Below are 22,825 nucleotides of genomic sequence, written 5' to 3' on the forward strand. Positions count from 1 at the left end.
TTGGTATTTGACTGCCTGATTCATATTAGCATAACCTGTTTGAAAAGCATTCTATTTCCATCAAGTCAACAGACCATTACTCATCTGAATTACTAATAATAATCAGTCTGGATTAATTTTTGATAGTTCAGACTTTTTATTTCATTTCAGATCAGATAGAGATGGGAGTGAAATAAAATTTAGAGGCGTAGCAATTGAGGGTATATTTGGGGTAAAAACAAGAAAATGGTTTATCTTCATGATTTCTTATTTCTCCACAATTGAAACATGAAGCAAGCTGATCATACAGTTACGTGAATATCTCATGAATAAATGTTTCTATTAGAACATGTAAACAAGGCTGTAAATTAAGGATCATGTGCAAATGAGTTATTAGAAATCCTCATAAGAGGAATATGCGTTTTCTTATACGCATAAGAACTAAGCTGATTACTCTTAATGAAACATTTAACTTATTACCATTATTACCCCTTGAATGACAACAGTGAAACTTATGGCAGTAACCAGATCTTCCCAAAGGGGCTCATCTCTCAGGATAACGCTTCCTAAGGAGGTGGCTGAGTATCCGAATATCGACAAAGGTCGACAAAGGAGATCATGTTGGATTTTATATGAAAGACAATGAGATAGTGGTGAGGGAGATTGAATAGGTAACGATTAAAAGAAAGAGAAAGTAAGAAACTCCATGTGTCACCTGTAGCAACTTGTAGAAACGTTTAAGAATATTTTCTAACCATTCATCTGAATCTTTGTTAATTTACTATTATTAATTCGTTTTAAATCAGCTGTTTTAAATGTTTTATTTACAAAGGGGGACTTATAGATAATGGTGGCATATACCATAATTACTTCAAAGAAGCAGATTGTTAAGAAACCTGTCAAAGGTCAAATCTATGTTTACAAGAGAACTCAATATTACAATAAGACGCTTAAGAACACCAAGCAACACTATAGATAATTGGGAAAGATGATCAACGTTGAAACTAAGAGGATAAGAAGCATTCTGCCAACAAGGATTCTGATCTATGGAACATTCATTCCGCTGCTGAAGATATCAAGGATCTAAGATCTAATGGACATACTGGAATCATATCTGACGGAGGATGAGATCAATCGGGTTATGAACCTTGCCGTGTCAAAGATAGTTTCACCGTTGCCTCAGATCAGTATTCAGACATGGTAGGGTAATACATACTTGTCCACCATAATGCCTGTAAATATCATATCACAGAGGAACAGTGAACTCATGGACAGGATGGGATCTTCCCATCTGCATAGAGATTCACCCTTGATATGATCAAGAAAGTGAATCCTGGATCTATATTGCTGTATGGTATCGCAAGCATACCCCCATATTCTCTTGCACCAATATTCAAGTATGGACATGCCAAAGATCATTTTGATCTTTTTCAGGCCAATTTCTCACTAATCATGGAAAAGATCAGGAATGCACCTCTCTATTATGAACTGCATTCCGAAAGCATTACCCATGTTGTTACATTGAAACCAACAATGGATTATCCTTCCTTGATCGTGGAGGGAATAAAGATTGTCCTAGATGGAGGTTTCTTCTTTCTCTTTAATTTTTTGCCTGATATCAATACAATAGGTCTTGAACCTTCTATAGGATTTTTGCATGAAATTGCACCTTTAAAAACACCTTTAGTCTATGATTTACAAGAACTATTCAGGTATGTTATAGACTATTCTGTTATACAGATGCTTGAATATGGTCTAAAGAAATCTGATTTCATAACAACTGAGAATTATCATATAAGATTGAAACCAGAGACAGCAAATAGATTAATTGAAACAATCAAAATCAATTTCAATCAGAGATATCCATATAAAGGTAAAAAGCATACATTGGAAAATATAATGTTTGAAAATATCGGGGAATTCTCTAAATTCATATCTGATAAGATAAAGAAACTTGAATTTACAATACCAGAGATAGAGATAAAAAGGAATGATGATATAAAGACAAGAGAAAGGATATTATCAATTGATCCAGAGGAAAGAAAGAAACTGAAAATCAATAAATCAACATTATGGTATCAACAAAAGAAGATTAAAGAGGGAAAAACAATTAAAGTTTATAATAAAACGAAGGTGAAAATATGAAGGAAAACCCCAGACATTATTATTTTAACAATTATAACAAAAGGGAAAATTTTATTGAAAGGTCAATACTGGCAGTTAAGGAACACAGATTTATTTTATCTTCTATAGGCTATATTAGGCAATATTTTAGCTATATTAGGCAATATTTTAGATACACGTTTATTCATAGAACTTTTCTCTTTCATAATGAAAAGTTGAAATATTCTAAGAAGCTATATAACTCAATTGATAGTGAAAGGGTAGTAGAAATTCCAATCGTAAAAAGTTATTTAAAAAAATTTCTTACAAGTGAAGGGAAATGCCTTGAGGTAGGAAATGTCTTGAATCATTATTTCTATTTTAATCATGACATAATAGATAAATATGAAGTTGGTAATGGAATTAGAAACGAAGACATAGCATTAGTCAAATTTGAAAAATGTTATGATTTAATAATATCAATTTCTACTCTTGAACATGTTGGATTTGATGAACCCATTAAAGAGCATGGAAAGATCAGAAAAGCCATAGATAATTTAATAAACGCACTATGCGAGAAAGGGAAAATGATTATTACAGTTCCTGTCAAATATAATCCCGAAATAGATGAACTGCTTCAATCTAATCCATACAATTTTAAGATAACGTTTTTAAAGAGAGACAAATTTAATATTTGGTCGGAAACAAATGAGAATTGGTCAAGTTTAAATGCCTACGGTTCTAAATTCCCTTATGCTAATGCAATTGCTGTCATAGAGTTTCAAAAATCTTAAGAATAGTATTCTAAATTGCTATTTTATGAAGTATTTGCAAAGAAATATTCCCTTTATGGTGAACTTGATAACATAAAAAATTATTCCAATCACTGTTTGGACCATCTTAAGGATATGGACGGTAAGGCAGTAGGGAAATCCATTCTTACAAACAACTATGATAATTTTTCTAATAAATTTGCAATATGTCATATCACCATAACTAAACCTTCTATTCTTAAAAGATTTAAGAAAATGAATTTAAACAAAACAATAAACAGACAAATAAAACCATTCAACTTCATACTTGTTGGAAATGAAGTTAACGATGTTATTCCATGTTTACCTTATACTAAAGATATTAATTACATTCAGTATAACGAATTCACAGACTATAAATCAGGTAAATCATCAAATGAACTTGATAAACCTACAATAGCATATTGGAAATCTCTTGATAACGTATTAACAGAATATGTAAGACATAATGATGGCAAATTTGACTACATCAATGGAATTGCACAAAGGAAACATATCACTGTTGACCGTATACGATATATTGGTAAAGAAAGCAATAACCTTGATGAAACTGAAATATTCGGAATTGATGATAATTCGTATATTGAATATGAGAATAGTAAGAAATTTATGGAATGGATATTATCCTTGAGACCACGAGATGTTAAAGAACACGGGATATCTCGACAAACCTTATACAATATAAAAAAACAAATTAAAAATAAAAATAGACAAAGATTGTCAAAGGCTTATACGGAATTATTTAAAATATTTCAAAAACATATTGAAAAATAGAAAAAATTATCAAGGAGTTATGTAGAATGATTCAAAAAATATAAATTTTCAAGATTTAATAGAAAAAATATAGAAAAATTTAATAGAAAAACGCATTTTATTTCATCTATCATATTTTAATCTTATGTTTACTTTATAAAATTTCTTTATGTTTTTTTTATCTAAAAACTCAATAAATTCCTTTTCTCTCTCATCCTCTTTAAGAAAAAGGTATATCTCAAAACATCATATATATCATCTTCTATTTACTGTCCACAACCTTGTCAGTATTTATTATAAATTATACTATTCACGTTCTTAACAGTCTGCGAGCTTGACAGCTGTTATCATGGATGAGAATGTGATTTATAAAAGATTAAAAAAATGTTTATTGAAAAATAATGAGATTTCTTTAATGTATGTTTTTATACATTGATGATTAAAAAATAGCAAAACGTCAAAATAAGAGTTGCTTATCTATAACCCCAATCTATATATGGGTCTGCCCGGATTTGGACCGGAGTTTCCAACTCCCGAAGCTGGAAGGATACCAGGCTACCCCACAGACCCAAAAGTTGCTGATTCAGGGTTTTTCCAAGATCGATATAGGTGTATTAAGTTTATCCATTGCTATCTGATTTATGGTTCATTGCAAAGGTTTGAAACCCATTCAAACTGAATAGAATTCAATTTCATCAATTTTTGATTCCTTTGATCAACGCGATAAGGTCATTTTCGTACTTTTCAGCAATTGTCCCTTTTCCACCAAGATGTTCCCTGTCCATGGCAGATACTCTCAAAACTGAAATTTTCGTACCCTTCTCAGTTTTATATACTATTACCTTGCATGGAAGGAAGAGACCAAAATCCATATTTTCAGTTAAAAGTTCCTTCGCAGCTATAGGTTTGCAAACATTCAGAATGTAGTAGGGTGGAAAGTTCTCATGGAAATTGTTCTCTATAATCTGTTTCGCATCCACATAGGATAGCAGAATCCAGGAGTTTCCCTTAAGCGCCTTAAATATTTTCCCGTATACTTCCTCGACATCTTCATTTAACTCCATTTCAAACGAATATGTATTCATGCCTCCTTATTGCCTCAATAGAATTAACTTTTTCACATTCAATTAAAATTTGTTTTATTCTATTCTATCGAATACTTTCATTTCAATCTTGAACAAAATTATAAGATTGTAACATATTTAACTCTATGATGTTCAGAGATAATCTTCTGAAAGACAGAACCATAATAATCACAGGAGGTTCCACAGGACTGGGACACGCAATGGCTGAAAAGTTTGGGCTACTTGGTGCAAAGTTGGCAATAGTCAGCAGAAATGAAGAGAACCTTAAAGCTGCAGAGAAAAAATTAAGAAAAATTGGAATTGAATGCGAACATTCTGTATGTAATATAAGGGACTTTGAACAAATATCCCGTTCCATTAATGAAGTAGTCTCTTCGTTTGGATCATTCAACGTTCTTATCAACAATGCAGCTGGCAACTTTGTATCCCCCTCTGAGAATCTGACTGCAAAAGGAATAGACGCCATAGTTGATACAGTTCTTAAGGGGACCATATATTTCTCGACTCAGGCAGGGAAGTACTGGATTGAAAATCACATAAAGGCTTCAATTCTAAGCATAGCCGCGACGTATTCCTGGACTGGATCAGGATATGTTATGCCTTCAGCGGCTGCTAAGGCGGGAGTGCTTGCAATGACAAGGTCACTGGCAGCTGAATGGGGACCAAAAGGAATCAAATCAGTTGCTATAGCCCCCGGCCCATTTCCAACTAAAGGCGCGTGGGATAGGCTTGTTGTGGATAGCAGATATGAAGATATGCTTAAAAAAAGAAATCCACTGGGAAGGTTTGGCAACCTGGACGAAATCTCAGATCTCGCTGCATACCTAATTTCTCCAGGTGCTGATTATATAAATGGTGAAGTGGTCACAATAGACGGCGGAGAATGGCTTAACGCAGGAGGAGAATTCAACATACTTGGAAATCTGTCACCAGAGGAAATGGCAGTGTTCAACAGGAGAGTTAAATGAGTTTTGCCCATCACAAGTATTATTTCTATTTTAAGTACATTCACCAATCATGCTGTATATTGAGCCTGAGGCCGGCATTAGGCCAGTACTTGATTTCATCGCTAAATCAGAAAAGTCTCTTTCAAGTAATTGTTACCTTATATATGACCCCAACGTAATGACTGGAATAAGAAGGGCGGTTGACAGGAAGGTTAAAGTCAGGATTATTTTGGATGGAAAACCCTATGAATGATATGGAAGCAAGGGAGATCTGGACAAACTCACGGGAACCGGTGCTTTTGTAAAGATTGCATTACAGTGTTTTGAAAGAAAGGCAATATTCGATTACGCTAAATACATTGTGTCAGACAGAATGGCAGAGATTGGAACAGCTAATCTAACTGAAGCAGCCTTCCAGAAGAACATGGAATATATCTATGAAACTGATAAAAAAAAGTTGTGAAGAGCCTCCAGGCAATATTTAACGCAAACTGGAAAAGCAGTGACGCAGGATTTCTGTTAAGAACCGATCTTGTTGTGTCACCAAATTCTGAAATGGTTCTGGCCTCATTCATTAGGGATCATGTAAAAGTGTTCATAGAGAAGGAAAAGATGGGTGATAATAAGGTGGTACTGGAGGTTCTGAGATCAGAGGGGGCAGATTAAGAATCATTTTGCCAGACACAGTAGGCGGTGACGATTTGAAAAATCTGACTGAACTTGAGAAGCATGGCGTTAAAGTCAGGTCTATACCTGCTGACAGACTATAAATGCATGGCAAGTTTATAATTTCAGGAAATAACTTTTTCATAGGATCTGAGAACTTCTCTACCTCAAGCCTCAACCATAATCGTGAAGTGGGAATAATCATTAAGAAGAGATAATATCTGAGAATGGCAAATAGGATATTAGCAGAGGACTAAAAATTTTTTCTAAAAAACCGGCTGATTTAAAATGTAAATTGCATAAAGAATACGGCTTCTACGTCTGTGTCATCTTAGAGATTGTGGGGAATGTTTCAAAGAATGATAAAAAAATAAATCAATGCCTTAAGCAATCATGGTATGGTAATTTATGCCGAAATTTACATTTAAGGTTAACAATGGAATCATAAGCGTAGTTTCACCCCAGCTTGAGGTTGCAAACTTTGACGCTGAAGGCAGACTCCTGTATTTCACCAGAGATGGGACCATGTACAAGAGGAGCCTTGATAATGATCTTTTTAGGATCGGATGGAAGGGAGACCTCAGGATTGTTGAAAAAGTCTCTTTAGATGAGGCTAAATCAATAATAGACAGATCGGCGGAGATGATCAATGCCGCAAAAAAAACTGAAACTGCCGTAAATACCGGAATAATGGATGTTCCAACAAGGTACTTCCAAGATCTCGAAAAGGACAGAAAGACTTACCATGACATATATGGCGACATCTCACCTGTGATCCCCCCGGACCAGTTGAACTCAATCTACGTTGGCTTAACCTCAGGCTGCAAATGGAACAATTCCACTCTCTGCAGGTCGTATTCACTAAGGGAGTATACCACATTTGAGATGGACGATTTCAGGAATCACGTAAAAAGGGTGAAAGAATTCCTTGGTAAGGGCTTATCGGCACGCCGCAGCGTATTTCTTGGTGATCCAAACAGCCTGAACGCGGATCAGAAGGTCCTTGAGGATGCTCTTGATTTACTTGTGGAAACGTTTCATCTTCCCATCTATTCTTTTCTTGATATTTTTACCACCCCAAAGACAAAGAGAATGGCCCACTTCCAGCTGATGGCCAAACATGGCCTCAAAAGAGTGTTCATCGCAATAGAGACCGGGGATTACAGGATCATCAAATACTTCAACGAACACACAAATATATCTGAAACAATTAACCTGTGTAACAACTTGAAATTTTCAGGAATACCTGTTTCACTTGTAGTTATGATTGGAACCGGAGGTAAGAAATTCCAGAAGGAACATATTGAAGGAACTGCAAGCATTATCTCTCAGATGGACCTTGGTCCGGGAGACATGGTTTATCTTTCACCCATTGGGGTAGATGATACATTATATAACGAAATTGCTGCAAAACGTTTCGATCCCATAACTCCCGAAGAGATAAATGCCCAGCAGAAGCCAATGACTGAAGCAATAAAGGCTGCGTATCTGGACATGAATGGAAAGGAGATTCCGGTAATGATTTCCTTTTTCAATCTTGCTGAATCTATTTACTGATCAGTTTTGCGAATCGGGAATAATTCCATCAGTTGCAATTTAAAGAATCATAGGATCACTGTTCCCGTACATGTGTCATGTTCCACAATGCTTGCATAATCTTCCAGCTTCCTGCCATCTATGACAAATATCCTTATTCCGGATCTCTTTGCGATATGCAACGAGGTAAGGTCCATGAAGACATTGGGCCCTGCCCCTATGGATTTCTTCAGTGAGAGGGCAATTGCCTCATCATATGTCATATTCCCTATTTTCTTTGCATTTTTATCTGTTCTTGGATCATCGGTGTATACACCGTCAACAGATGTGGCGTTTATCAATACCTTTGCACCAAGCCTCTCAGCCAGAAGTGCTGCAACGGTATCAGTGGTGTGGCCCGCCTCAGTTCCACCCATAATGGTGAACCGGTAGTTGCTTGAAAGTTCAGCAGCATCGTTTATGGTGGTTGGTATCTTGAGGTTGCAGTTTTTAAAAAATGTTGTCATGGCAAGCGCATTCATCCTTGTTGCATTTATCCCTATCTCATCAAGAATAATGTCGTTCGTGCCTGTTTCCCTGAGATCTGATATGTAGTTTCTTGCCAGTCTTCCACCTCCCACAACGATTCCCACCTTTCCGAATGCCCTGCTCTGTTCCATCATATTTGAGAAACGCTTCATAAATCCTATGTCTAACCTATCTCCAGAAATAATGGAACCTCCAAGTGAAATTACAACCGATTTCATACAACTGTATTGATTAAGATTATATATGATTATAAATTTTCTTGACTGATGGCTAACGACGAATCGCAGATAAGGCGATACGAATTCAAAAAAGCGCTGACTGAGATCAAGGATCTCCGCGGAAGGGGGACAGAACTGATCTCACTTTACATTCCGCCAGACAAGCAGATATGGGACGTGGTGCAATACCTCAGGGAAGAGTTCTCCACATCTTCAAACATAAAATCAAAATCCACAAGGAAGAATGTATTATCGGCAATAGAGTCAATAATGTCAAGGCTGAAATATTACAAATCACCTCCCCCCACTGGACTTGTATTCTTTGTGGGGCATGTTGCAACGCGAGGGGATCAGACAGAAATGTATACGAAAATAGTTGAACCTCCGGAGCCCATTCAGACTTTCATATACAAATGTGATTCCACATTTCATATGGAGCAGCTGGAGGCCCAACTGGCTGTTAAGGAGATGTATGGTCTCATTGTTATAGACAGGAAGGAGGCAACAATAGGAATGCTTAGCGGAACAAATATTAACGTTATAGCAAACGAACAGTCATTGGTTCCAAGCAAGCATCACCAGGGTGGACAGTCTTCAAGGCGATATGAGAGGCTTATAGAAATAGCAGCCCATGAATTCTTTAAGAATGTTGGGGAAATAGCAAACAATGCTTTCGTACCCATAATAAAAGATATCAAGGGGGTATTCATAGGAGGGCCTGGCGCCACAAAGGAATATTTCTTCGAAAAAGATTATCTGAGAAATGAGATAAAGTCCAAGGTTGCAGATCTCTTCGATATCGGGTATACAGATGAAACCGGATTGAGGGAACTTGTTGAAAAGGCTGCAAATTCAATCAAGGACATGCAGATTGCAAGGGAGAAATCTCTTGTTAACAGATTCATGACTGAGGTAAGAAAGACTGAGAACAGCCTTGCTGTTTACGGGGAAGCTGCAATAAGGTCTGCACTGGAGCAGAAGGCTGTTGATCTTCTCCTAATTTCTGAAAAACTGAATAAGGTAAAATATACATACAAATGCCCCAACTGCGGATCCACTCAGGAAATAGTGAAACGACCGGAAGAGGGTTTGTTTTGCAAAAACTGCAATAGTCCCATGAATGTTGAAAATGAGGAGGATCTGGTGGAGGTTTTATACCATCTGGCAGATGCATCAGGATCCAAGGTGGAGATTATATCAGGTGAAAGCGAGGAGGGCATGCTGCTTGAAAAAGCGTTTGGTGGACTTGCAGCCATACTCAGGTATGTTCCCAAGGATTCACAGATACCTCAGAGCGCCAACTAAACTCTGGTGAGGGATGTATCCTTTACAAGGCTTCTTGGATCAAGAACCAGAACATCCTTGAAGGATTTTATTGCATCAAAAGGGATCATGTATCTTCCCTTTGAATCTTTCTGGAATACGGTAAGTTTCAACTCCCCCTTAGGTTCTGTCAGAAGTGTCTTTATAAATCCGGTTTCTGTTTCAACAACTATGTTGTTTATCTGTCCAATAATGACGCCGTCAGTTGTGACAACAGAACGCCCTGTCAGGTCGCTTGAAAACATTTTCATCGGCTTACCTTCAAATGTATAGCTGGAAAGCTTAAAAAATCTTTCCTGTCACTGGTAGAGACCAAGTTCGTCCACACTTTTTCTTCTCTCCTTGACGTTCTTTCCCATGTTTTCAGAAAGATTTTTGTAGAATTTGAGAACCTCTTCATCAACTGAAGGCTTGATGTTCTTCATTGCATCAAGGAAATCCTTCTGGGATACTAGGTTGGCCTCAGGGTTCTTTCTATAAGCCATCATTCCAGCTTCACGGCAGAGGTTTTCCAGATCAGCACCAACGTAACCGTCAGTGTTCTCTGCCAACATTCTTAGGTTAACGTCCTTTGCAAGCGGCATGGGTTTTGTATGGACTTCAAGGATCTTCACCCTGCTCTCCACATCAGGGGGAGGAATGTATATGATCTTGTCAAATCTTCCTGCTCTAAGTAGTCCAGAATCAATTATATCAGGCCTGTTTGTTGCAGCCAAAACAACCACACCCTGAAGCACCTCAATCCCATCCATGGATGTCAGGAGCTGGTTGACCATTCTCTCTGTAACGCCGGAATCTCCGAATGACCCCCTTCGTGGGGCAATTGCATCTATTTCATCCAGAAATACGATTGTTGGCGCAACCTGCTTTGCCTTTTTGAAGATCTCTCTCACAGCCTTTTCACTCTCTCCCACCCATTTGCTGAGAACCTCAGGTCCCTTGACTGATATGAAATTGGCATTGCTCTCATTTGCAACAGCCTTTGCAAGTAGTGTTTTTCCAACGCCTGGGGGACCGTAAAGGAGGAAGCCTTTTGCAGCTCTGATACCCAGCCTCTTGAATACTTCCGGTTTAAGAAGTGGAAGCTCTACACTCTCTCTAAGCTCTTCCTTAACATTTGACAATCCACCAATATCGTCCCAGGTTATGTTGGGCACTTCTACTGTAACCTCCCTAAGGCTGCTTGGTTCTACATTCTTAAGTGCATCTTTGAAATCCTCCTCTGTTACAGCCATCTTTTCAAGTATCTCGGTGGGAATTGGCTTATCCAGATCTATCTCCGGCAGGTATCTTCTAAGTGCATTCATGGCTGATTCTCTTGCCAGTGCAGCCAAATCAGCTCCGACAAAACCATATGTAAGAGAGGCTAATTCATCAAGGAACTCATTCTTCTTTTCTTCATCCATTCCGAAGGGCATGCCTCTGGTGTGTATTGCAAGTATCTCCTTTCTCCCCCTCTTGTCCGGTACACCTATATTGATTTCCCTGTCGAATCTTCCAGGTCTTCTCAGGGCAGGATCAACTGCATCTATCCTGTTGGTGGCACCTATGACTATTACATGCCCTCTTTCCTTCAATCCGTCCATCAGTGTGAGAAGTTGCGCTACAACTCTTCTTTCCACTTCCCCCTGTACCTCCTCTCTCTTCGGGGCTATTGAATCTATCTCATCAATAAATATGATTGAAGGTTCTGATTCTTCTGCCTTGGTGAATATTTCCCTGAGCTTCTGTTCGCTCTGACCGTAATATTTGCTCATTATCTCCGGACCGTTGATTGAGAAGAAGTTTGCTCCGGATTCGTTTGCAACCGCTCTCGCTATAAGTGTTTTTCCTGTTCCCGGTGGACCATGGAGAAGTACTCCCTTGGGGGGATGTATCCCAAGCCTTTCGAACAGTTCCGGATGCTTGAGAGGGAGTTCAATGATCTCCCTGACCCTTCCCAGCTGATCTGAAAGACCTCCGATATCCTCATAGCTTATTCTGGAAACATCCTCAAGTACTTCAGATGCAGGGTCTTCCCTTATCTCTATCTTTGTTTCCTCACCCACCTCAATTGGAAGTTTGGATGGCGTAGTCTTAATAACCTTGAATAGAAGACCAGAATGCCCTGCAAGGGTTAGACCGGGAACACTGATATTGTCCTGCTCCATCATGGGCCTTCTTATGAGGGCTTTCTGGACAAATTCATCGATGCCTTCGCCAAATTTAAGCCTCTGATCCTTCCTAATTATGGGTGCAAGAATGACCTTTTTAGCAACTTCTGTGTGTACTTTGCGTACCTTTACCTTATCGCCTATGGAGCTGCCACAGTTGTTACGCATTACACTGTCAATACGGACAATTCCCTTATTCTCATCTTCGGGTCTTGCCCTGTAAACCCTTCCGACTGTTTTTTTCTCCTTTTCTATTTCTACAACGTCTCCAATCTCGGCACCTAGTGTTAATCTGGATTCCTCGTCAAGTCTGACCCTTGACATACCCGGGTCTGTTGAATTTGCCTCAGCAACTCTGAGCACTATTCCATCTGTGTATGGCATAGTTCTGTATTGTCAAATGACTATTTTAAAATTATGAGTCTGCCTCACTTAAAAGATAATCCCTGCTAAAATCATACATAATTGATAAAATTTATGGATTTTATTCAATTAGAGTTTTCCTTTATAACGGGGTTTTCCGGGTAGGATACCCACTGGCTCCAGCCTCCTGGATAAAGAAGGACATGTTTACCTGCAAGTGACATGGCTACAATATTTACGCAGGCTGTTACACCGGATCCACAATATACTACGGGATCACCCTTGATTCCGCTGAACCTATCCTCAAGGACCTTTGCAGGAAGATATCTGCCCTTGCTGTCAAGATTGCTTTTGTAGTCTATATTCATTGCCCCGGGTATATGTCCTGCCACTGGATCGATTGGCTCCACTTCCCCCCTGTACCTCTCCGGTGATCTTGAATCTATGATGCACATATTCTTCGTTCCTTTTTTTAGATCTTCCAATTCAACTGTCATATTTTCCCTGGGTGATGGAATAAATTTGCCTTTTTTATGGTCTGGAATCTCTTTTGATAGAGGATATCCCAAATCCAGCCATGATTGAATCCCCCCATCAAGGATACGAACTTCATCATGGCCATAATATCTCAAAAGCCACCAGAGTCTGGCTGACCCGCTGCTCTCATCATCGTATGCAACAACCATTTTATCGGAGGAAAGACCCATGCTGTTCATCTTTTCTGCAAATTCCTTTGCATCCGGCAGAGGATGCCTGCCTGTATGCTTCCCTTTTGATCCTGACAAGTGGCTTTCCAGATCAAGGAAGTAGGATCCTGGAATATGCCCTTTTTTATATTCACTTATGCCGTAATTTTGATCTATCAGATTGTATCTGCAGTCTACCACAATTATGTTATCTGATCCTATTCTGGACTTTAACCAGTCTGCTGTAACAAGAATATTTTGATTTAATTCACCCATCTTATCCATTCCCTCCCTATGAAGAGTTACTAAATACCCAGTTTCATTCACTCTGTTTTCCGCAATTTCCTGTTTTCAATATTTTCTAAAGGTTAATAGCTTTACCTTTTCATTTATTGTGAGAAGGTACAGCATATGACCTAGCAATATCTTATTATTTTTGAAAGTATGATTACTGTGTCATACTTTTTGCATAAATTTCTATGGTAAAAGTGAATATCTTCCTCAGAACTATATGAAAATTTCAAATGACATAACAGAACTCATAGGAAACACGCCCATTGTGAAACTTAAGAGAGTGCCTGGAGATAGCAGCGCCAGTGTCTATCTTAAAATGGAATCTTTCAACATAGGGGGTTCCATGAAGGACAGGACTGCCCTCTATCTGTTTGAATATGCCCAGAGTTCAGGTCTCCTTAAAGGAGGACGAAACATCATAGAAGCCACCTCTGGAAATACTGGCATTGCCCTCTCCATGTTGGGAGCTGCGAAAGGGGTTGGAGTAACAATTTTGATGTCTGAGGGCGTGAGCATAGAGAGAAGGAAGATAATCAGCGCCTATGGATCTGAGTTGATTCTTACACCTGCTGAGAAGGGAACAGCAGGGGCTATTGAAGTGAAGGAGGAGTTGTTGAGAAGATATCCAGACAGGTATGTATCACTGGATCAGTTCAGCAACCCCGTGAATGTGATGGCACACTACAATTCCACATCCAGGGAGTTAATTGATCAGATGGATGGCAGGATAGATTCCATTGTTATGAGTGTTGGGACCGGGGGATCAAGTTCTGGCGTCTCAATGAGGATGAGGGAGGAAATCCCAGGTGTGAGGATCATTGGTGTCACAGCTGCCCTTGGTGTTAAGATAGAGGGAATAAGAAGCCCAAAAGAGCCCAACCCTTCAAAGCTTGTCAGAATCAATGCCTTTGACGAACTTCATGAGATTACTGAGGCTGAAAAGAAGGAATGCTTTGAAACAACAAGAAAAGCTGCTTCAAGTGAAGGAATCCTTTTAGGGATGAGTTCAGGGTGTGTTCTGCACTATGCACTCAAGGAGGCAAAGAAACTTGGCAAGGGAAAAAACGTAGTATGTCTTATGCCAGATAATGGATTCAAGTATCTCAGCACAGACCTTTTCGTAGATCTTGGAAAAAAATGGGTTGGTTGATGGATTCAGTTCATCCTCTCTCTTCCCGAAATGAGATCTGCAATTATTTCAGAAAATGCGATTATTATCAGTAACAGACCCATGAATGCATAGAAGTAGGCCAGATAGACCAGGAAATGCTGATGAAAGAACAAGGAGACAAAATAGCTTCCCGTTGAATTTATTCCAAGGGGAAACACAGAACCCCATATGGAAACTTTGTACCTAAACTTTACATGACCTCTCTTTATTCTTAATGCATAAAGGAAAAACAGGGGAATTGTGGAGACAACAGTCCATCCATATGCTATTACCGCATAATATGATAAAATCGAAACAAAGAATGGAAACATTAAGGTATAGAACTTAATTATGATTATTGCGGAAAATGCTGATAAAGATGCTATTCCTGAGTATACCATATAAAATCCATCAATTCTCTCAGGGTGCAAAAAGTCATTCCCATGATTTTTGAAGGCATACACAAATAATGACACAATACCGGCAACACCTATTACCCATGTTAACACTGAAACTGCAAAGAAATACTTCTGGTCTCCATCTATTCTGGAATAGGTCTGTGTTGAAAGAACAGATAGTGAAAGCATTGCAATGAAAGGTACAAGAAAGAGGTATGGTTTGTCTACTTTTTCAAATAAATTTCCTTCAGCTTTTGCAATAAACCCAATAATAAGAAATATAGAAAATGCTATGCCAAAAACAAGTACAGGTATGTCCAGGTAATAATAACCACCTTCTGAAAGCCTTGTGAATATGACAGAAGTTCCAGCTATAAACGTGAATGCACCTAGAATGGAGAATTGGTTCTGTACCCTCTTCCTGAATTTCCCTTTTCCTGTCAGTATGATGATCAGAAAGAACAGGATCAGGCATGTGTAGATGGCCAGACCTATTATTTCCAGAACCTTGGATATCTTAAGTATGCCAATCTGAAAAAAGGCGTCTGAAACTATTCCAATTCCCATCACAGAAGAAAAGGATGATGTAGGAAGATCTTCAAAAATCCGGGAACTCCAGTTCATTACTAAACGCTTCAGGATTGCTCGAATGATTAAAAAGTTCATCTTTAAACCTGAAATGCGTAAAGACCATGGGATTAGATTTAATTCCAGCAAAGCGATGCTGGTATTATGGCATTAAAATGGGATCTTGCGGTTATAGGGTCCGGCATAGTCGGATTGAGTTCAGCATACCACATAATGGAAACAAATCCTGGACTTAAGGTGGTCATAATAGACAAGGCGAGGACCTTCGCCCAGGGGAATACAGGGAAGAGCGCGGCAGGTTTCAGGGATCTATTTTCATCAGACATAAACTACAAGCTTTCCTCTTCCTCCATTGCATTTTACAGGCATATTCAGAACGATCTTGGAGTAAACCTTGGTATGCATACAAGCGGTTACTTATATCTTCTTGACAATGAAACCGCCTCCAGCAACCTTTTCGATTCTGTGATAAAGAGATCAAAGTCAAGATTTGTGACCAGGGATGGCCTTGCCGTATTTGATTCACTTAATTTTAATCCAGACAAAGATGCTGCAGAAATAATGAATCTTAAACCAGTAGATCAGGGTTTTCTTGGGGAAAACTGTGGTATTATAGAACCTGATCTCATTGCCGGATTTTATTACAATAATCTGATAAAGATGGGGGTAAAGTTCATGTTTGATACCACTGTTAACCAGATAATGCTATCCCCGACAAATCCTTTAAATTACCCGGGAGAGCCATTTATCTGGCAGGATTTGCAGGTGAAATCGCTAAATACTGATAAGGGTGAAATAGAGGCGGAACGATATCTTGTGGCTGCAGATGTTTGGACAACAAACCTACTTGATAGGACAGGCATAGATAGCCATATAAGGCCTAAGAAAAGGCAGGTTTTTCAGATATCCGGCGGACCTATCCAAAAGCTTGTCAGGTCTCCGATAATAAAAGGTGAGAGGATAATGCCCTTTCTAGTATTGCCCTCGCATGAGGTTTATATGAGGCCTGTGCCGCAGAACAACTCCATCTGGGTAGGTGTTGCTGATAATTATAACCGCGATTTCTCATTCAGTGAAGATCCTCAGCCGGAACCGGACTTTTACCAAAATAATATATACCCTGTTCTGGATGCTTACATAAAAGATTTCGATTCGGCCAGAGTAACCGCATCCTGGGCCGGTTATTATTCTTATAACACGATTGATCTCTCTCCATATGTTTTTGGGGAACTGAATCTTATAGTCTCAACCGGCACAAGCGGAAGCGGCATCCTTAAGGGAGACGCAATCGGAAGGGTTGTGGCTGCCAGGTTTAATGGGTCAGAATCCGCTGATCTGTATGGGGGAGAGAAGCTTAAACCGTCCACCATGGGAATCAGGAAAAGGGTCATAGACAGGGAGGAGTTTATCCTTTAAATTGCAAGGGTTTTCGTTACCACTTTGCATTTCTTTGGGAATTCAAATTATATCTATTTCAGTTATAATTCATGTTTTCCTATAAGACTTTATTTAAACTAATTATAGAAACCTGTTTATGTGATTTGGGTCATGGATTCATGGATCATATAACCTGCATATTCAGACAATAGCACCAATGTATGGGTAAAAAACTTAGATACTTCATCCATAAGTTGTAAATTAAAGATCAAGCAGAAATTACTCTGATGTATTGTTTATGTAATAATATTCTTATCAGACATGACCTTCTCTGCGCATTGAGAAAAATAAAGGTTAAAGCATATTCAACATCCGCCAACCTTGGCCCGGGCTATGATATATTGGCACTTGCTCACAATGCATTTGCTGATGAACTTGTTATGGAAATCGATAAGATCCACGCAGGAAACAGGATAAGGATAATAGGGAATAATGTGCCTCCTGAGGCAAAGAAAAACAGCGCAGGTCTTCCCCTGATCAAACTGTTCAACGAATTCGATATAAGGGAATCTGTAACCATCCATATCACGAAAAATATACCGGTAGGATCTGGACTTGGAAGCTCAGGCAGTTCCGCAGCCGCGTCCATAGCTGCTGCCAATGAACTTTTCTCTCTTTCCCTTAGCAGGGATGAGATGATTAGATTTGCCATGGAAGGTGAGTGTGCGTCATCCGGCACACCACATGCAGACAACGTAGCTGCCTCCATTTATGGGTATGTTGTATCCGTTAATTCCGTGAACCCTCCAAGGGCATATAACATCAAGACGGAAATGGATTTAAGATTCATGTCAATAATACCTGATGTTCACATACCTGAGAAGACAAAGCTTGCCAGGTCCATGGTACCATTTTCGATAACCATGGAATCAGGGATAAGGAACTCAAGGAATCTGGCTTCACTGATTTCGGGTTTTGCCTCTGGGAAAAGGGATCTAATACGAGATGGTATGGATGATGGGATTGTAGAGAGATCCAGGCTTTCTCTCTTTCCATACTACACATCAATAAAGGCTAATGTAATGAAAAAGAATGCAGTTGGTGTCTGTGTCAGCGGTGCAGGTCCCACCATCCTCATACTATATGACAATGAGACAGATCTTCATGGAATAGAGGATAAAATTGATCAAATCATGAGATCAGCAGGGATAACTTACAGGAGATCATATTCAACTCTAAGTGGAGGTATGGAAATTGAATGACCAGACTAAAATAGTAAGGGACCAAACAGAGGGAGAAACGGGATCCATAGTGTTTCCAATATACCAGAGTTCCGCCTTCCTTCTGCCTAAAGGAGAGAAATTCAGGTACAGCAGGGAAAACAATCCTTCGGTTGAATCTCTATGCATAAAAATAAATAATCTTGAAGGTGCAGATGCTGGAAGCTGCTTTTCATCAGGCATGGGTGCAGTAACCACAACACTCCTCTCTCTTCTTTCTCCAGGAAAAACTCTGCTTGTGCAGCGCGATATTTTTGCCAGGAGTTTCAAATTCATAACAGGATTTTTGAAAAACTGGGGGATAAATGTCATTGCATTCAATCCTGGAACAGAAAGCATAATGGCCTACAGCAACCGCAAAGTGGATCTGATCTTCATAGAGAGCATTACCAATCCCATGTTGAGGGTTACAGACATAGAAAAGATTAGATCCATATTCCACGATGGAGAAACGGTGATAGTTACAGATGCAACATTAGCCACTCCAGTATTGCAAAAACCATTGTCGCTTGGTTCCGACCTTGTTATTCACAGCCTTTCAAAATTCATTTCAGGCCATAATGATACCATAGGGGGGTATGTGGGCGGAAGAAAAGATCTTGTTTCAAAGATAGATGAGAACAGAAGAACACTTGGACCGTCGATGGATCCCAACACAGCCTTTCTCATTAACAGGGGCATGAAAACCCTCTATGTGAGAATGAGGCAGTCTGGAATAACAGCATTTTCCATTGCGAAAAAGCTTGAAAAGGTTGAAATGATAAAAAAGGTTCATTACCCTCTGCTTGAAAACCATGCAGATTATCCCAGATCAAAAGAGCTGATAAACGGATACCCAAGCGTTGTATCCTTTGATCTCGATACGGAGAAAGTGGATATACAATCCTTCATGTCAGCACTGAAGATCATAATGCCTGCCAACACACTTGGGGGACTGAATACGACAATAACTCATCCTGCCACCATGTCCCACAGAACAATTAGCCATGAGGAGAGACTGAGATCCGGTATAATGCCTGGAACAATGCGTCTTTCAGTGGGCCTGGAGAGTGAGGAGGACCTTATCGGAGATCTTGAGAGATCGATTTCTACAGCAACAAAAGCCTAGATCATTGGCTCTCCATTTGCTGTCAGAAGAATCCTAATCCTGTCTTTTTTACCGTTGATGTTGCAGTGCATTGTCACATAATCCCTGATTTCATAAAGATGGGAAAGATCATCAAGCAGATCATGATAAACCCCTTTTTTAATTGAAACAGCATTCACTGGCAGCTTTGAACCCTGAAGGTATGAGATCTCCATCCTTTCTCTTAAGGTGTTTTGCACGAGAGAATAATCTAGTATGTAACCATTTAGTTTCACATGTTCCTGTGATGGCACATATCCTTTTGGGAGGCATATTATCAGCTTCTGGTCAAAGGAAAAAAGATTGAGCTGCCTTTCAACTGGAATGCCGCTGTAGCCACCTTTAAATGTCTTATGGTGGCATGACTCACATAGTGTGATAAGATTCCTGAAACTGTCACTCCCCCCATCTTTTCTGGGAATTATGTGGTGAACCTGTACATTTAAATGAATTTGGGAAACATCAAATGCAGTCCCCACAGATGTGAAATTGCTCTTCTCGCATATCCTGCATGTGTAATTATCCCTAAGAAGAACCGCCTTGGATATTGTAGCCCAAGGCAATGATTTTCCTGTTCTATCACCATCTGGATCAAAATCGGAAACCTCTGCAATTCTGAATTTGTCCGATACTATCCTTATGGTTCCGGGGGTGATTATTGGAATGTTCTTGAAGACACTCTCCGATGGATAGCGATCCATCCTGTTCATTTTCCGGCAACCTCTGAAAGGTACTTTTCACTCTCTCTTTTGAATGATGCCGGTATTTTCACCTCTGACTGATCCGGTATTTTTCCTGAAATTGAACCTGGATTCGCGTCAGTGAATTGGGAAAGAAGCTTCCTATCATTGGATATTACAGATAAGGAAGGGCCTGTATCAGCAGTATACACTATATTCCCCCCATTCTTTTCCCTGAATTTTTTTAGCTTTTCGATCAGCCGAAGGGAACTGCTATTGAGAACCATACTTCCTGAATACATGAGAAGGGAATGCATGGAATACATGTCTTTCTGGGATCTTTCAGCCATATCCCAGAGGGAATAACCTGTTTCCAGATACTGTAATGTACGGTCAAACTTCTCCTTAACCCATCCCATGTATCCGGGTGATGACCTGGCGATATCATGGGCATTCTCTGTTGGAAAGTCAGCTTGAAGCGGGTAGGTGCAGAAATACATTCTCTCCGTATTCACATCCAGAGGAAATGCATAAGACTGGGATTCTGTGATCCATGGGTATGAGATCCACATTGAAACAGACCCTGCAACGGATCTTGTTCCAGATCCTGAAACCAGTCTTGCAAGCCTGCTTGTAAACGGAATGTCATCAGTCCACTCTTCCTTAAATATGGTGGAAATAACAGACCTTGCTGCTGCAGCTGCAACAGATGCCGATTCTCCCAGACCTTTTGCATTGCCATACCTCTTCTCCCTTTTCAGGTAGAAGTGCAGAGAGCCGGGTATTGCATAAAGATTCTTAAGATAGTTAATTGCCTTCAGTGATCTCCTGTCATAATTCTCGTCAGTTTTCCCGTCAAGGCATACTGTGTCAGAACCAGGTTCACTGCTGTACATGCATGCCGAATATGTTACAGAGAAATCCGTCAGATAAGATATTGATGGAAAGTATGCTATATTGAACTGTTTGTCAAAGTAACCAAGAAATTTTTCTAGACCTGTTATTGGATATCCGAAACCATAACCTATTTTCCCAGGTTCCAGGGAAGGGGTGTGATCTTTCTGGGGGTGTATCATACCCATGTCCATGGCCTTTTTTCTTATTTTCTCCCCGATTTCCCTGAATTCAGGCATTCATACCTCATCCTTCTGATTTATGACATACTCCAGTATAAGCTTGCGTGTTTCGCTGTAATGAATATTATCAAAAACCCTGATTCCATAGTCTCTGCATTCTTTGAGAGATACCTGCATCATCGTCCTATATTCATGCAGTTTTTCTGCAAGCCTTTCACCAGGGGAGTTGAAGTGGGTGTACTGTTTTCTTTCTATTAATCTCTGTGCATTCACACTGCTGTCTGAAATTTGGATATAGAAAGCTGTGATTCTCTTAAGAATGTCCATGTCCATTTGAGATGGAAGAAAATAGAGAGTTTCGATAATCATGGGCTCACCGTTTGTCAGTGCCCTTGCAAGCATTCCTGATGTTCCAGTGTTCATGATTTTACCCTGTTCCATGAAACCTCTTACTATGTTCTCCTCTGTTTTTTCTCCAAAGAACTGCCATGCATCATAAACACTCTTTTGCATTATCCCCATATTCATTTTTGCGGAAAACGGTCTCATAAACTCTCTAAGATAGTCTCCAGACATCACCAGATCTATTCCTGTCTCCCTTGCAATATATCCGGAAATGCTTGTTTTGCCCACACCTGGAATTCCTCCCACCAGAATTATCTGATTTCTTCTCACTGATCATACCCCCAGACCCTCATAAGATCCCTGGTATCAATAACCTCAAGAATCTGCGACATTAATTCCAGAGATGAAAAAAAGAAACGTTCGGAATATGTTGAGGTGGCATCAGATACGACAACACTGTAATATCCCCGCATGCTGGCTGTAATTGCACTGGCCATAACCTCATAATCCGTCTTGAATCCTGTGAAAATAAGTGTTGATGGGGAAAATAATTCTATCTTATTCACAATGTTACTGTCCAGCATTATGTCCTCCGAGGATGATTGAATCTCCTTCCCTTCATGGGAAAGTTCCATTGAAAATCGATCAATGAACTGCATGTCCATTTGTGATGTCATGGGAATGAGTCTCTCCTTCCTGCTGCGCTTGAGTGAATCGTAATTCTCTCTTTTAATGTTGCCTGATCTCGAGGGCAATATGGCATGTGTTGTATCCACATTGATTGTTCTCATATTCAGTTCACTGACCTTTGGAGTGAGATAGTCCATGGCCATGATGAATTCCATCTTGCTGAATGAGTTCCTGAAAAGGTCTTCATGAAAATTCAGTTGTATGAGGAGACATGTATCAGGATTCAATATATGGGAAATGTCAACATGCCCTTCCTGATTCATATCCCTTCATATTTAGAAAATATAAATATCTCTCTGCAAAATCAAGTTAAATTATGTATAATGTTCGACTTCAGAAAACCTTTCCCAATTTTAATATCTCAATCCAACAAGAATAGTGGAATAATCTCTTTGATGATACCATAAAGTGTAGGACTCTTAACTACCAAATTTATAATGGTTATAAAGAAGAGTGGTTTATAAAACAATACAATGTATGGCAAGAATATTCCTAAACATTAAGATCGTTTCAATGCTTCTTCATAGGGTAAAAACTGATTCAGGATGTATTGTCAGAGAGATAGAAATATTCTTCTTTGTACCTACAGTTGAACACGTCACTGCATGTTAATGGTATATTAGCTTATTAGTTTAGATTTTTATTTTTAAACATTACTTATCAGCTTAT

At 39.3% G+C, this 22,825-nt stretch carries 23 protein-coding genes and 1 tRNA gene; 13 read left to right on the forward strand and 11 right to left on the reverse strand.

From position 1 onward, the window contains the following. Positions 1-1,431: 1,431 nt before the first annotated feature. The 3 genes from OXIME_RS03620 (at position 1,432) to OXIME_RS03630 (ending at position 3,668) form a co-directional block, all read left to right on the forward strand. On the forward strand, positions 1,432-2,124 hold the full coding sequence (locus OXIME_RS03620; RefSeq protein WP_393972111.1) for a CRISPR-associated endonuclease Cas1: 693 nt from the start codon (positions 1,432-1,434) through the stop codon (positions 2,122-2,124). Beyond that, positions 2,121-2,876 carry a hypothetical protein gene (locus OXIME_RS03625; RefSeq protein WP_393972112.1) on the forward strand — a complete coding sequence of 252 codons (756 nt, stop codon included), beginning with the start codon at positions 2,121-2,123 and terminating at the stop codon, positions 2,874-2,876. Before OXIME_RS03620 ends, OXIME_RS03625 begins: the two co-directional genes overlap by 4 nt. Positions 2,877-2,990: 114 nt before the next feature. Beyond that, a complete protein-coding gene (locus OXIME_RS03630; protein ID WP_393972113.1) occupies positions 2,991-3,668 on the forward strand; it encodes a hypothetical protein in 678 nt (225 codons plus the stop codon). A gap of 476 nt (positions 3,669-4,144) precedes the next feature. Here OXIME_RS03630 and OXIME_RS03635 read toward each other — a convergent pair. Both OXIME_RS03635 and OXIME_RS03640 read right to left on the reverse strand, forming a co-directional pair. Further along, positions 4,145-4,217: transfer RNA gene (locus tag OXIME_RS03635), tRNA-Pro, on the reverse strand. A 125-nt stretch (positions 4,218-4,342) separates the two neighbouring features. Continuing rightward, positions 4,343-4,732: a DUF302 domain-containing protein gene (locus OXIME_RS03640; RefSeq protein ID WP_393972114.1), complete on the reverse strand. Its 390-nt coding sequence runs from the start codon at positions 4,730-4,732 to the stop codon at positions 4,343-4,345. 125 nt (positions 4,733-4,857) lie between these two features. On the opposite strand from OXIME_RS03640, the gene OXIME_RS03645 reads away from it, so the two are divergent. From OXIME_RS03645 to OXIME_RS03665, 5 genes are all read left to right on the forward strand, one after another. Beyond that, the gene (locus OXIME_RS03645) at positions 4,858-5,700 is read left to right on the forward strand and encodes an SDR family oxidoreductase (protein WP_393972115.1); all 843 of its coding nucleotides are present in this window, start codon (positions 4,858-4,860) and stop codon (positions 5,698-5,700) included. A gap of 49 nt (positions 5,701-5,749) precedes the next feature. Continuing rightward, a complete protein-coding gene (locus tag OXIME_RS03650; protein ID WP_393972116.1) occupies positions 5,750-5,932 on the forward strand; it encodes a hypothetical protein in 183 nt (60 codons plus the stop codon). 206 nt (positions 5,933-6,138) lie between these two features. Then, entirely contained in the window at positions 6,139-6,345 is a 207-nt protein-coding gene (locus OXIME_RS03655; RefSeq protein ID WP_393972117.1) for a hypothetical protein, read from the forward strand. 104 nt (positions 6,346-6,449) lie between these two features. Further along, complete coding sequence (locus tag OXIME_RS03660) at positions 6,450-6,563, forward strand: phospholipase D-like domain-containing protein (RefSeq protein WP_393972118.1); 114 nt, start codon at positions 6,450-6,452, stop codon at positions 6,561-6,563. A gap of 190 nt (positions 6,564-6,753) precedes the next feature. Further along, positions 6,754-7,902, forward strand: coding sequence for a radical SAM protein (locus OXIME_RS03665; protein ID WP_393972119.1), 1,149 nt, complete (start codon positions 6,754-6,756; stop codon positions 7,900-7,902). 47 nt (positions 7,903-7,949) lie between these two features. On the opposite strand, the gene pyrH is transcribed toward OXIME_RS03665, so the two are convergent. Beyond that, positions 7,950-8,627, reverse strand: coding sequence for a UMP kinase (gene pyrH, locus OXIME_RS03670; RefSeq protein ID WP_393972120.1), 678 nt, complete (start codon positions 8,625-8,627; stop codon positions 7,950-7,952). Positions 8,628-8,675: 48 nt separating this feature from the next. Here pyrH and prf1 point away from each other — a divergent pair, with 48 nt between their 5' ends. Continuing rightward, positions 8,676-9,932 (forward strand): peptide chain release factor aRF-1, encoded by a 1,257-nt coding sequence (gene prf1 / locus OXIME_RS03675; RefSeq protein ID WP_393972121.1) that lies wholly within the window; start codon positions 8,676-8,678, stop codon positions 9,930-9,932. On the opposite strand, the gene OXIME_RS03680 is transcribed toward prf1, so the two are convergent. From OXIME_RS03680 to OXIME_RS03690, 3 genes are all read right to left on the reverse strand, one after another. Beyond that, positions 9,929-10,201, reverse strand: a complete 273-nt coding sequence (locus OXIME_RS03680; RefSeq protein WP_393972122.1) for a PRC-barrel domain-containing protein — start codon at positions 10,199-10,201, stop codon at positions 9,929-9,931. The genes prf1 and OXIME_RS03680 overlap by 4 nt on opposite strands. 48 nt (positions 10,202-10,249) lie before the next feature. Next, positions 10,250-12,487 (reverse strand): VCP-like ATPase, encoded by a 2,238-nt coding sequence (gene vat / locus OXIME_RS03685; protein WP_393972123.1) that lies wholly within the window; start codon positions 12,485-12,487, stop codon positions 10,250-10,252. Between the two features lie 104 nt (positions 12,488-12,591). Further along, positions 12,592-13,479 (reverse strand): sulfurtransferase, encoded by an 888-nt coding sequence (locus OXIME_RS03690; protein WP_393972124.1) that lies wholly within the window; start codon positions 13,477-13,479, stop codon positions 12,592-12,594. A 184-nt stretch (positions 13,480-13,663) separates the two neighbouring features. On the opposite strand from OXIME_RS03690, the gene OXIME_RS03695 reads away from it, so the two are divergent. Further along, a complete protein-coding gene (locus tag OXIME_RS03695) occupies positions 13,664-14,596 on the forward strand; it encodes a PLP-dependent cysteine synthase family protein (RefSeq protein ID WP_393972125.1) in 933 nt (310 codons plus the stop codon). A 5-nt stretch (positions 14,597-14,601) separates the two neighbouring features. On the opposite strand, the gene OXIME_RS03700 is transcribed toward OXIME_RS03695, so the two are convergent. Further along, positions 14,602-15,618, reverse strand: a complete 1,017-nt coding sequence (locus OXIME_RS03700) for a hypothetical protein (protein ID WP_393972126.1) — start codon at positions 15,616-15,618, stop codon at positions 14,602-14,604. A gap of 108 nt (positions 15,619-15,726) precedes the next feature. Between OXIME_RS03700 and OXIME_RS03705 the strand changes: the two genes are divergently transcribed. The 3 genes from OXIME_RS03705 (at position 15,727) to OXIME_RS03715 (ending at position 19,347) form a co-directional block, all read left to right on the forward strand. Next, the gene (locus OXIME_RS03705) at positions 15,727-16,998 is read left to right on the forward strand and encodes an NAD(P)/FAD-dependent oxidoreductase (RefSeq protein ID WP_393972127.1); all 1,272 of its coding nucleotides are present in this window, start codon (positions 15,727-15,729) and stop codon (positions 16,996-16,998) included. A gap of 299 nt (positions 16,999-17,297) precedes the next feature. Further along, positions 17,298-18,221, forward strand: coding sequence for a homoserine kinase (locus tag OXIME_RS03710; RefSeq protein WP_393972128.1), 924 nt, complete (start codon positions 17,298-17,300; stop codon positions 18,219-18,221). Next, positions 18,214-19,347, forward strand: a complete 1,134-nt coding sequence (locus OXIME_RS03715) for a PLP-dependent transferase (RefSeq protein WP_393972129.1) — start codon at positions 18,214-18,216, stop codon at positions 19,345-19,347. The genes OXIME_RS03710 and OXIME_RS03715 overlap by 8 nt, the downstream gene beginning before the upstream one ends. On the opposite strand, the gene OXIME_RS03720 is transcribed toward OXIME_RS03715, so the two are convergent. Genes OXIME_RS03720 through OXIME_RS03735 form a run of 4 tightly spaced genes read right to left on the reverse strand, consistent with a single transcriptional unit; the run spans position 19,344 to position 22,419 of the window. Then, a complete protein-coding gene (locus tag OXIME_RS03720; protein ID WP_393972130.1) occupies positions 19,344-20,075 on the reverse strand; it encodes an HNH endonuclease in 732 nt (243 codons plus the stop codon). The genes OXIME_RS03715 and OXIME_RS03720 overlap by 4 nt on opposite strands. After that, positions 20,072-21,178, reverse strand: a complete 1,107-nt coding sequence (locus tag OXIME_RS03725) for a hypothetical protein (RefSeq protein ID WP_393972131.1) — start codon at positions 21,176-21,178, stop codon at positions 20,072-20,074. Before OXIME_RS03725 ends, OXIME_RS03720 begins: the two co-directional genes overlap by 4 nt. Then, on the reverse strand, positions 21,179-21,796 hold the full coding sequence (locus tag OXIME_RS03730; protein ID WP_393972132.1) for a mevalonate-3-phosphate 5-kinase: 618 nt from the start codon (positions 21,794-21,796) through the stop codon (positions 21,179-21,181). Further along, positions 21,793-22,419 carry an isochorismatase family protein gene (locus OXIME_RS03735; protein WP_393972133.1) on the reverse strand — a complete coding sequence of 209 codons (627 nt, stop codon included), beginning with the start codon at positions 22,417-22,419 and terminating at the stop codon, positions 21,793-21,795. The genes OXIME_RS03730 and OXIME_RS03735 overlap by 4 nt, the downstream gene beginning before the upstream one ends. Positions 22,420-22,825: the final 406 nt, after the last annotated feature.

The organism is Oxyplasma meridianum (assembly GCF_038024865.1).
Lineage (GTDB): Archaea > Thermoplasmatota > Thermoplasmata > Thermoplasmatales > Thermoplasmataceae > Oxyplasma > Oxyplasma meridianum.

Bases quoted from the DNA above. Each gene is read 5' to 3' on its own strand.
- OXIME_RS03620 (WP_393972111.1), top strand. From the start codon at position 1,432: ATGGAAAAGATCAGGAATGCACCTCTCTATTATGAACTGCATTCCGAA.
- OXIME_RS03625 (WP_393972112.1), top strand. From the start codon at position 2,121: ATGAAGGAAAACCCCAGACATTATTATTTTAACAATTATAACAAAAGG.
- OXIME_RS03630 (WP_393972113.1), top strand. From the start codon at position 2,991: ATGGACGGTAAGGCAGTAGGGAAATCCATTCTTACAAACAACTATGAT.
- OXIME_RS03640 (WP_393972114.1), bottom strand. From the start codon at position 4,732: ATGAATACATATTCGTTTGAAATGGAGTTAAATGAAGATGTCGAGGAA.
- OXIME_RS03645 (WP_393972115.1), top strand. From the start codon at position 4,858: ATGATGTTCAGAGATAATCTTCTGAAAGACAGAACCATAATAATCACA.
- OXIME_RS03650 (WP_393972116.1), top strand. From the start codon at position 5,750: ATGCTGTATATTGAGCCTGAGGCCGGCATTAGGCCAGTACTTGATTTC.
- OXIME_RS03660 (WP_393972118.1), top strand. From the start codon at position 6,450: ATGCATGGCAAGTTTATAATTTCAGGAAATAACTTTTTCATAGGATCT.
- OXIME_RS03665 (WP_393972119.1), top strand. From the start codon at position 6,754: ATGCCGAAATTTACATTTAAGGTTAACAATGGAATCATAAGCGTAGTT.
- pyrH (WP_393972120.1), bottom strand. From the start codon at position 8,627: ATGAAATCGGTTGTAATTTCACTTGGAGGTTCCATTATTTCTGGAGAT.
- prf1 (WP_393972121.1), top strand. From the start codon at position 8,676: ATGGCTAACGACGAATCGCAGATAAGGCGATACGAATTCAAAAAAGCG.
- OXIME_RS03680 (WP_393972122.1), bottom strand. From the start codon at position 10,201: ATGAAAATGTTTTCAAGCGACCTGACAGGGCGTTCTGTTGTCACAACT.
- vat (WP_393972123.1), bottom strand. From the start codon at position 12,487: ATGCCATACACAGATGGAATAGTGCTCAGAGTTGCTGAGGCAAATTCA.
- OXIME_RS03695 (WP_393972125.1), top strand. From the start codon at position 13,664: ATGAAAATTTCAAATGACATAACAGAACTCATAGGAAACACGCCCATT.
- OXIME_RS03700 (WP_393972126.1), bottom strand. From the start codon at position 15,618: ATGAACTGGAGTTCCCGGATTTTTGAAGATCTTCCTACATCATCCTTT.
- OXIME_RS03705 (WP_393972127.1), top strand. From the start codon at position 15,727: ATGGCATTAAAATGGGATCTTGCGGTTATAGGGTCCGGCATAGTCGGA.
- OXIME_RS03720 (WP_393972130.1), bottom strand. From the start codon at position 20,075: ATGAACAGGATGGATCGCTATCCATCGGAGAGTGTCTTCAAGAACATT.
- OXIME_RS03725 (WP_393972131.1), bottom strand. From the start codon at position 21,178: ATGCCTGAATTCAGGGAAATCGGGGAGAAAATAAGAAAAAAGGCCATG.
- OXIME_RS03735 (WP_393972133.1), bottom strand. From the start codon at position 22,419: ATGAATCAGGAAGGGCATGTTGACATTTCCCATATATTGAATCCTGAT.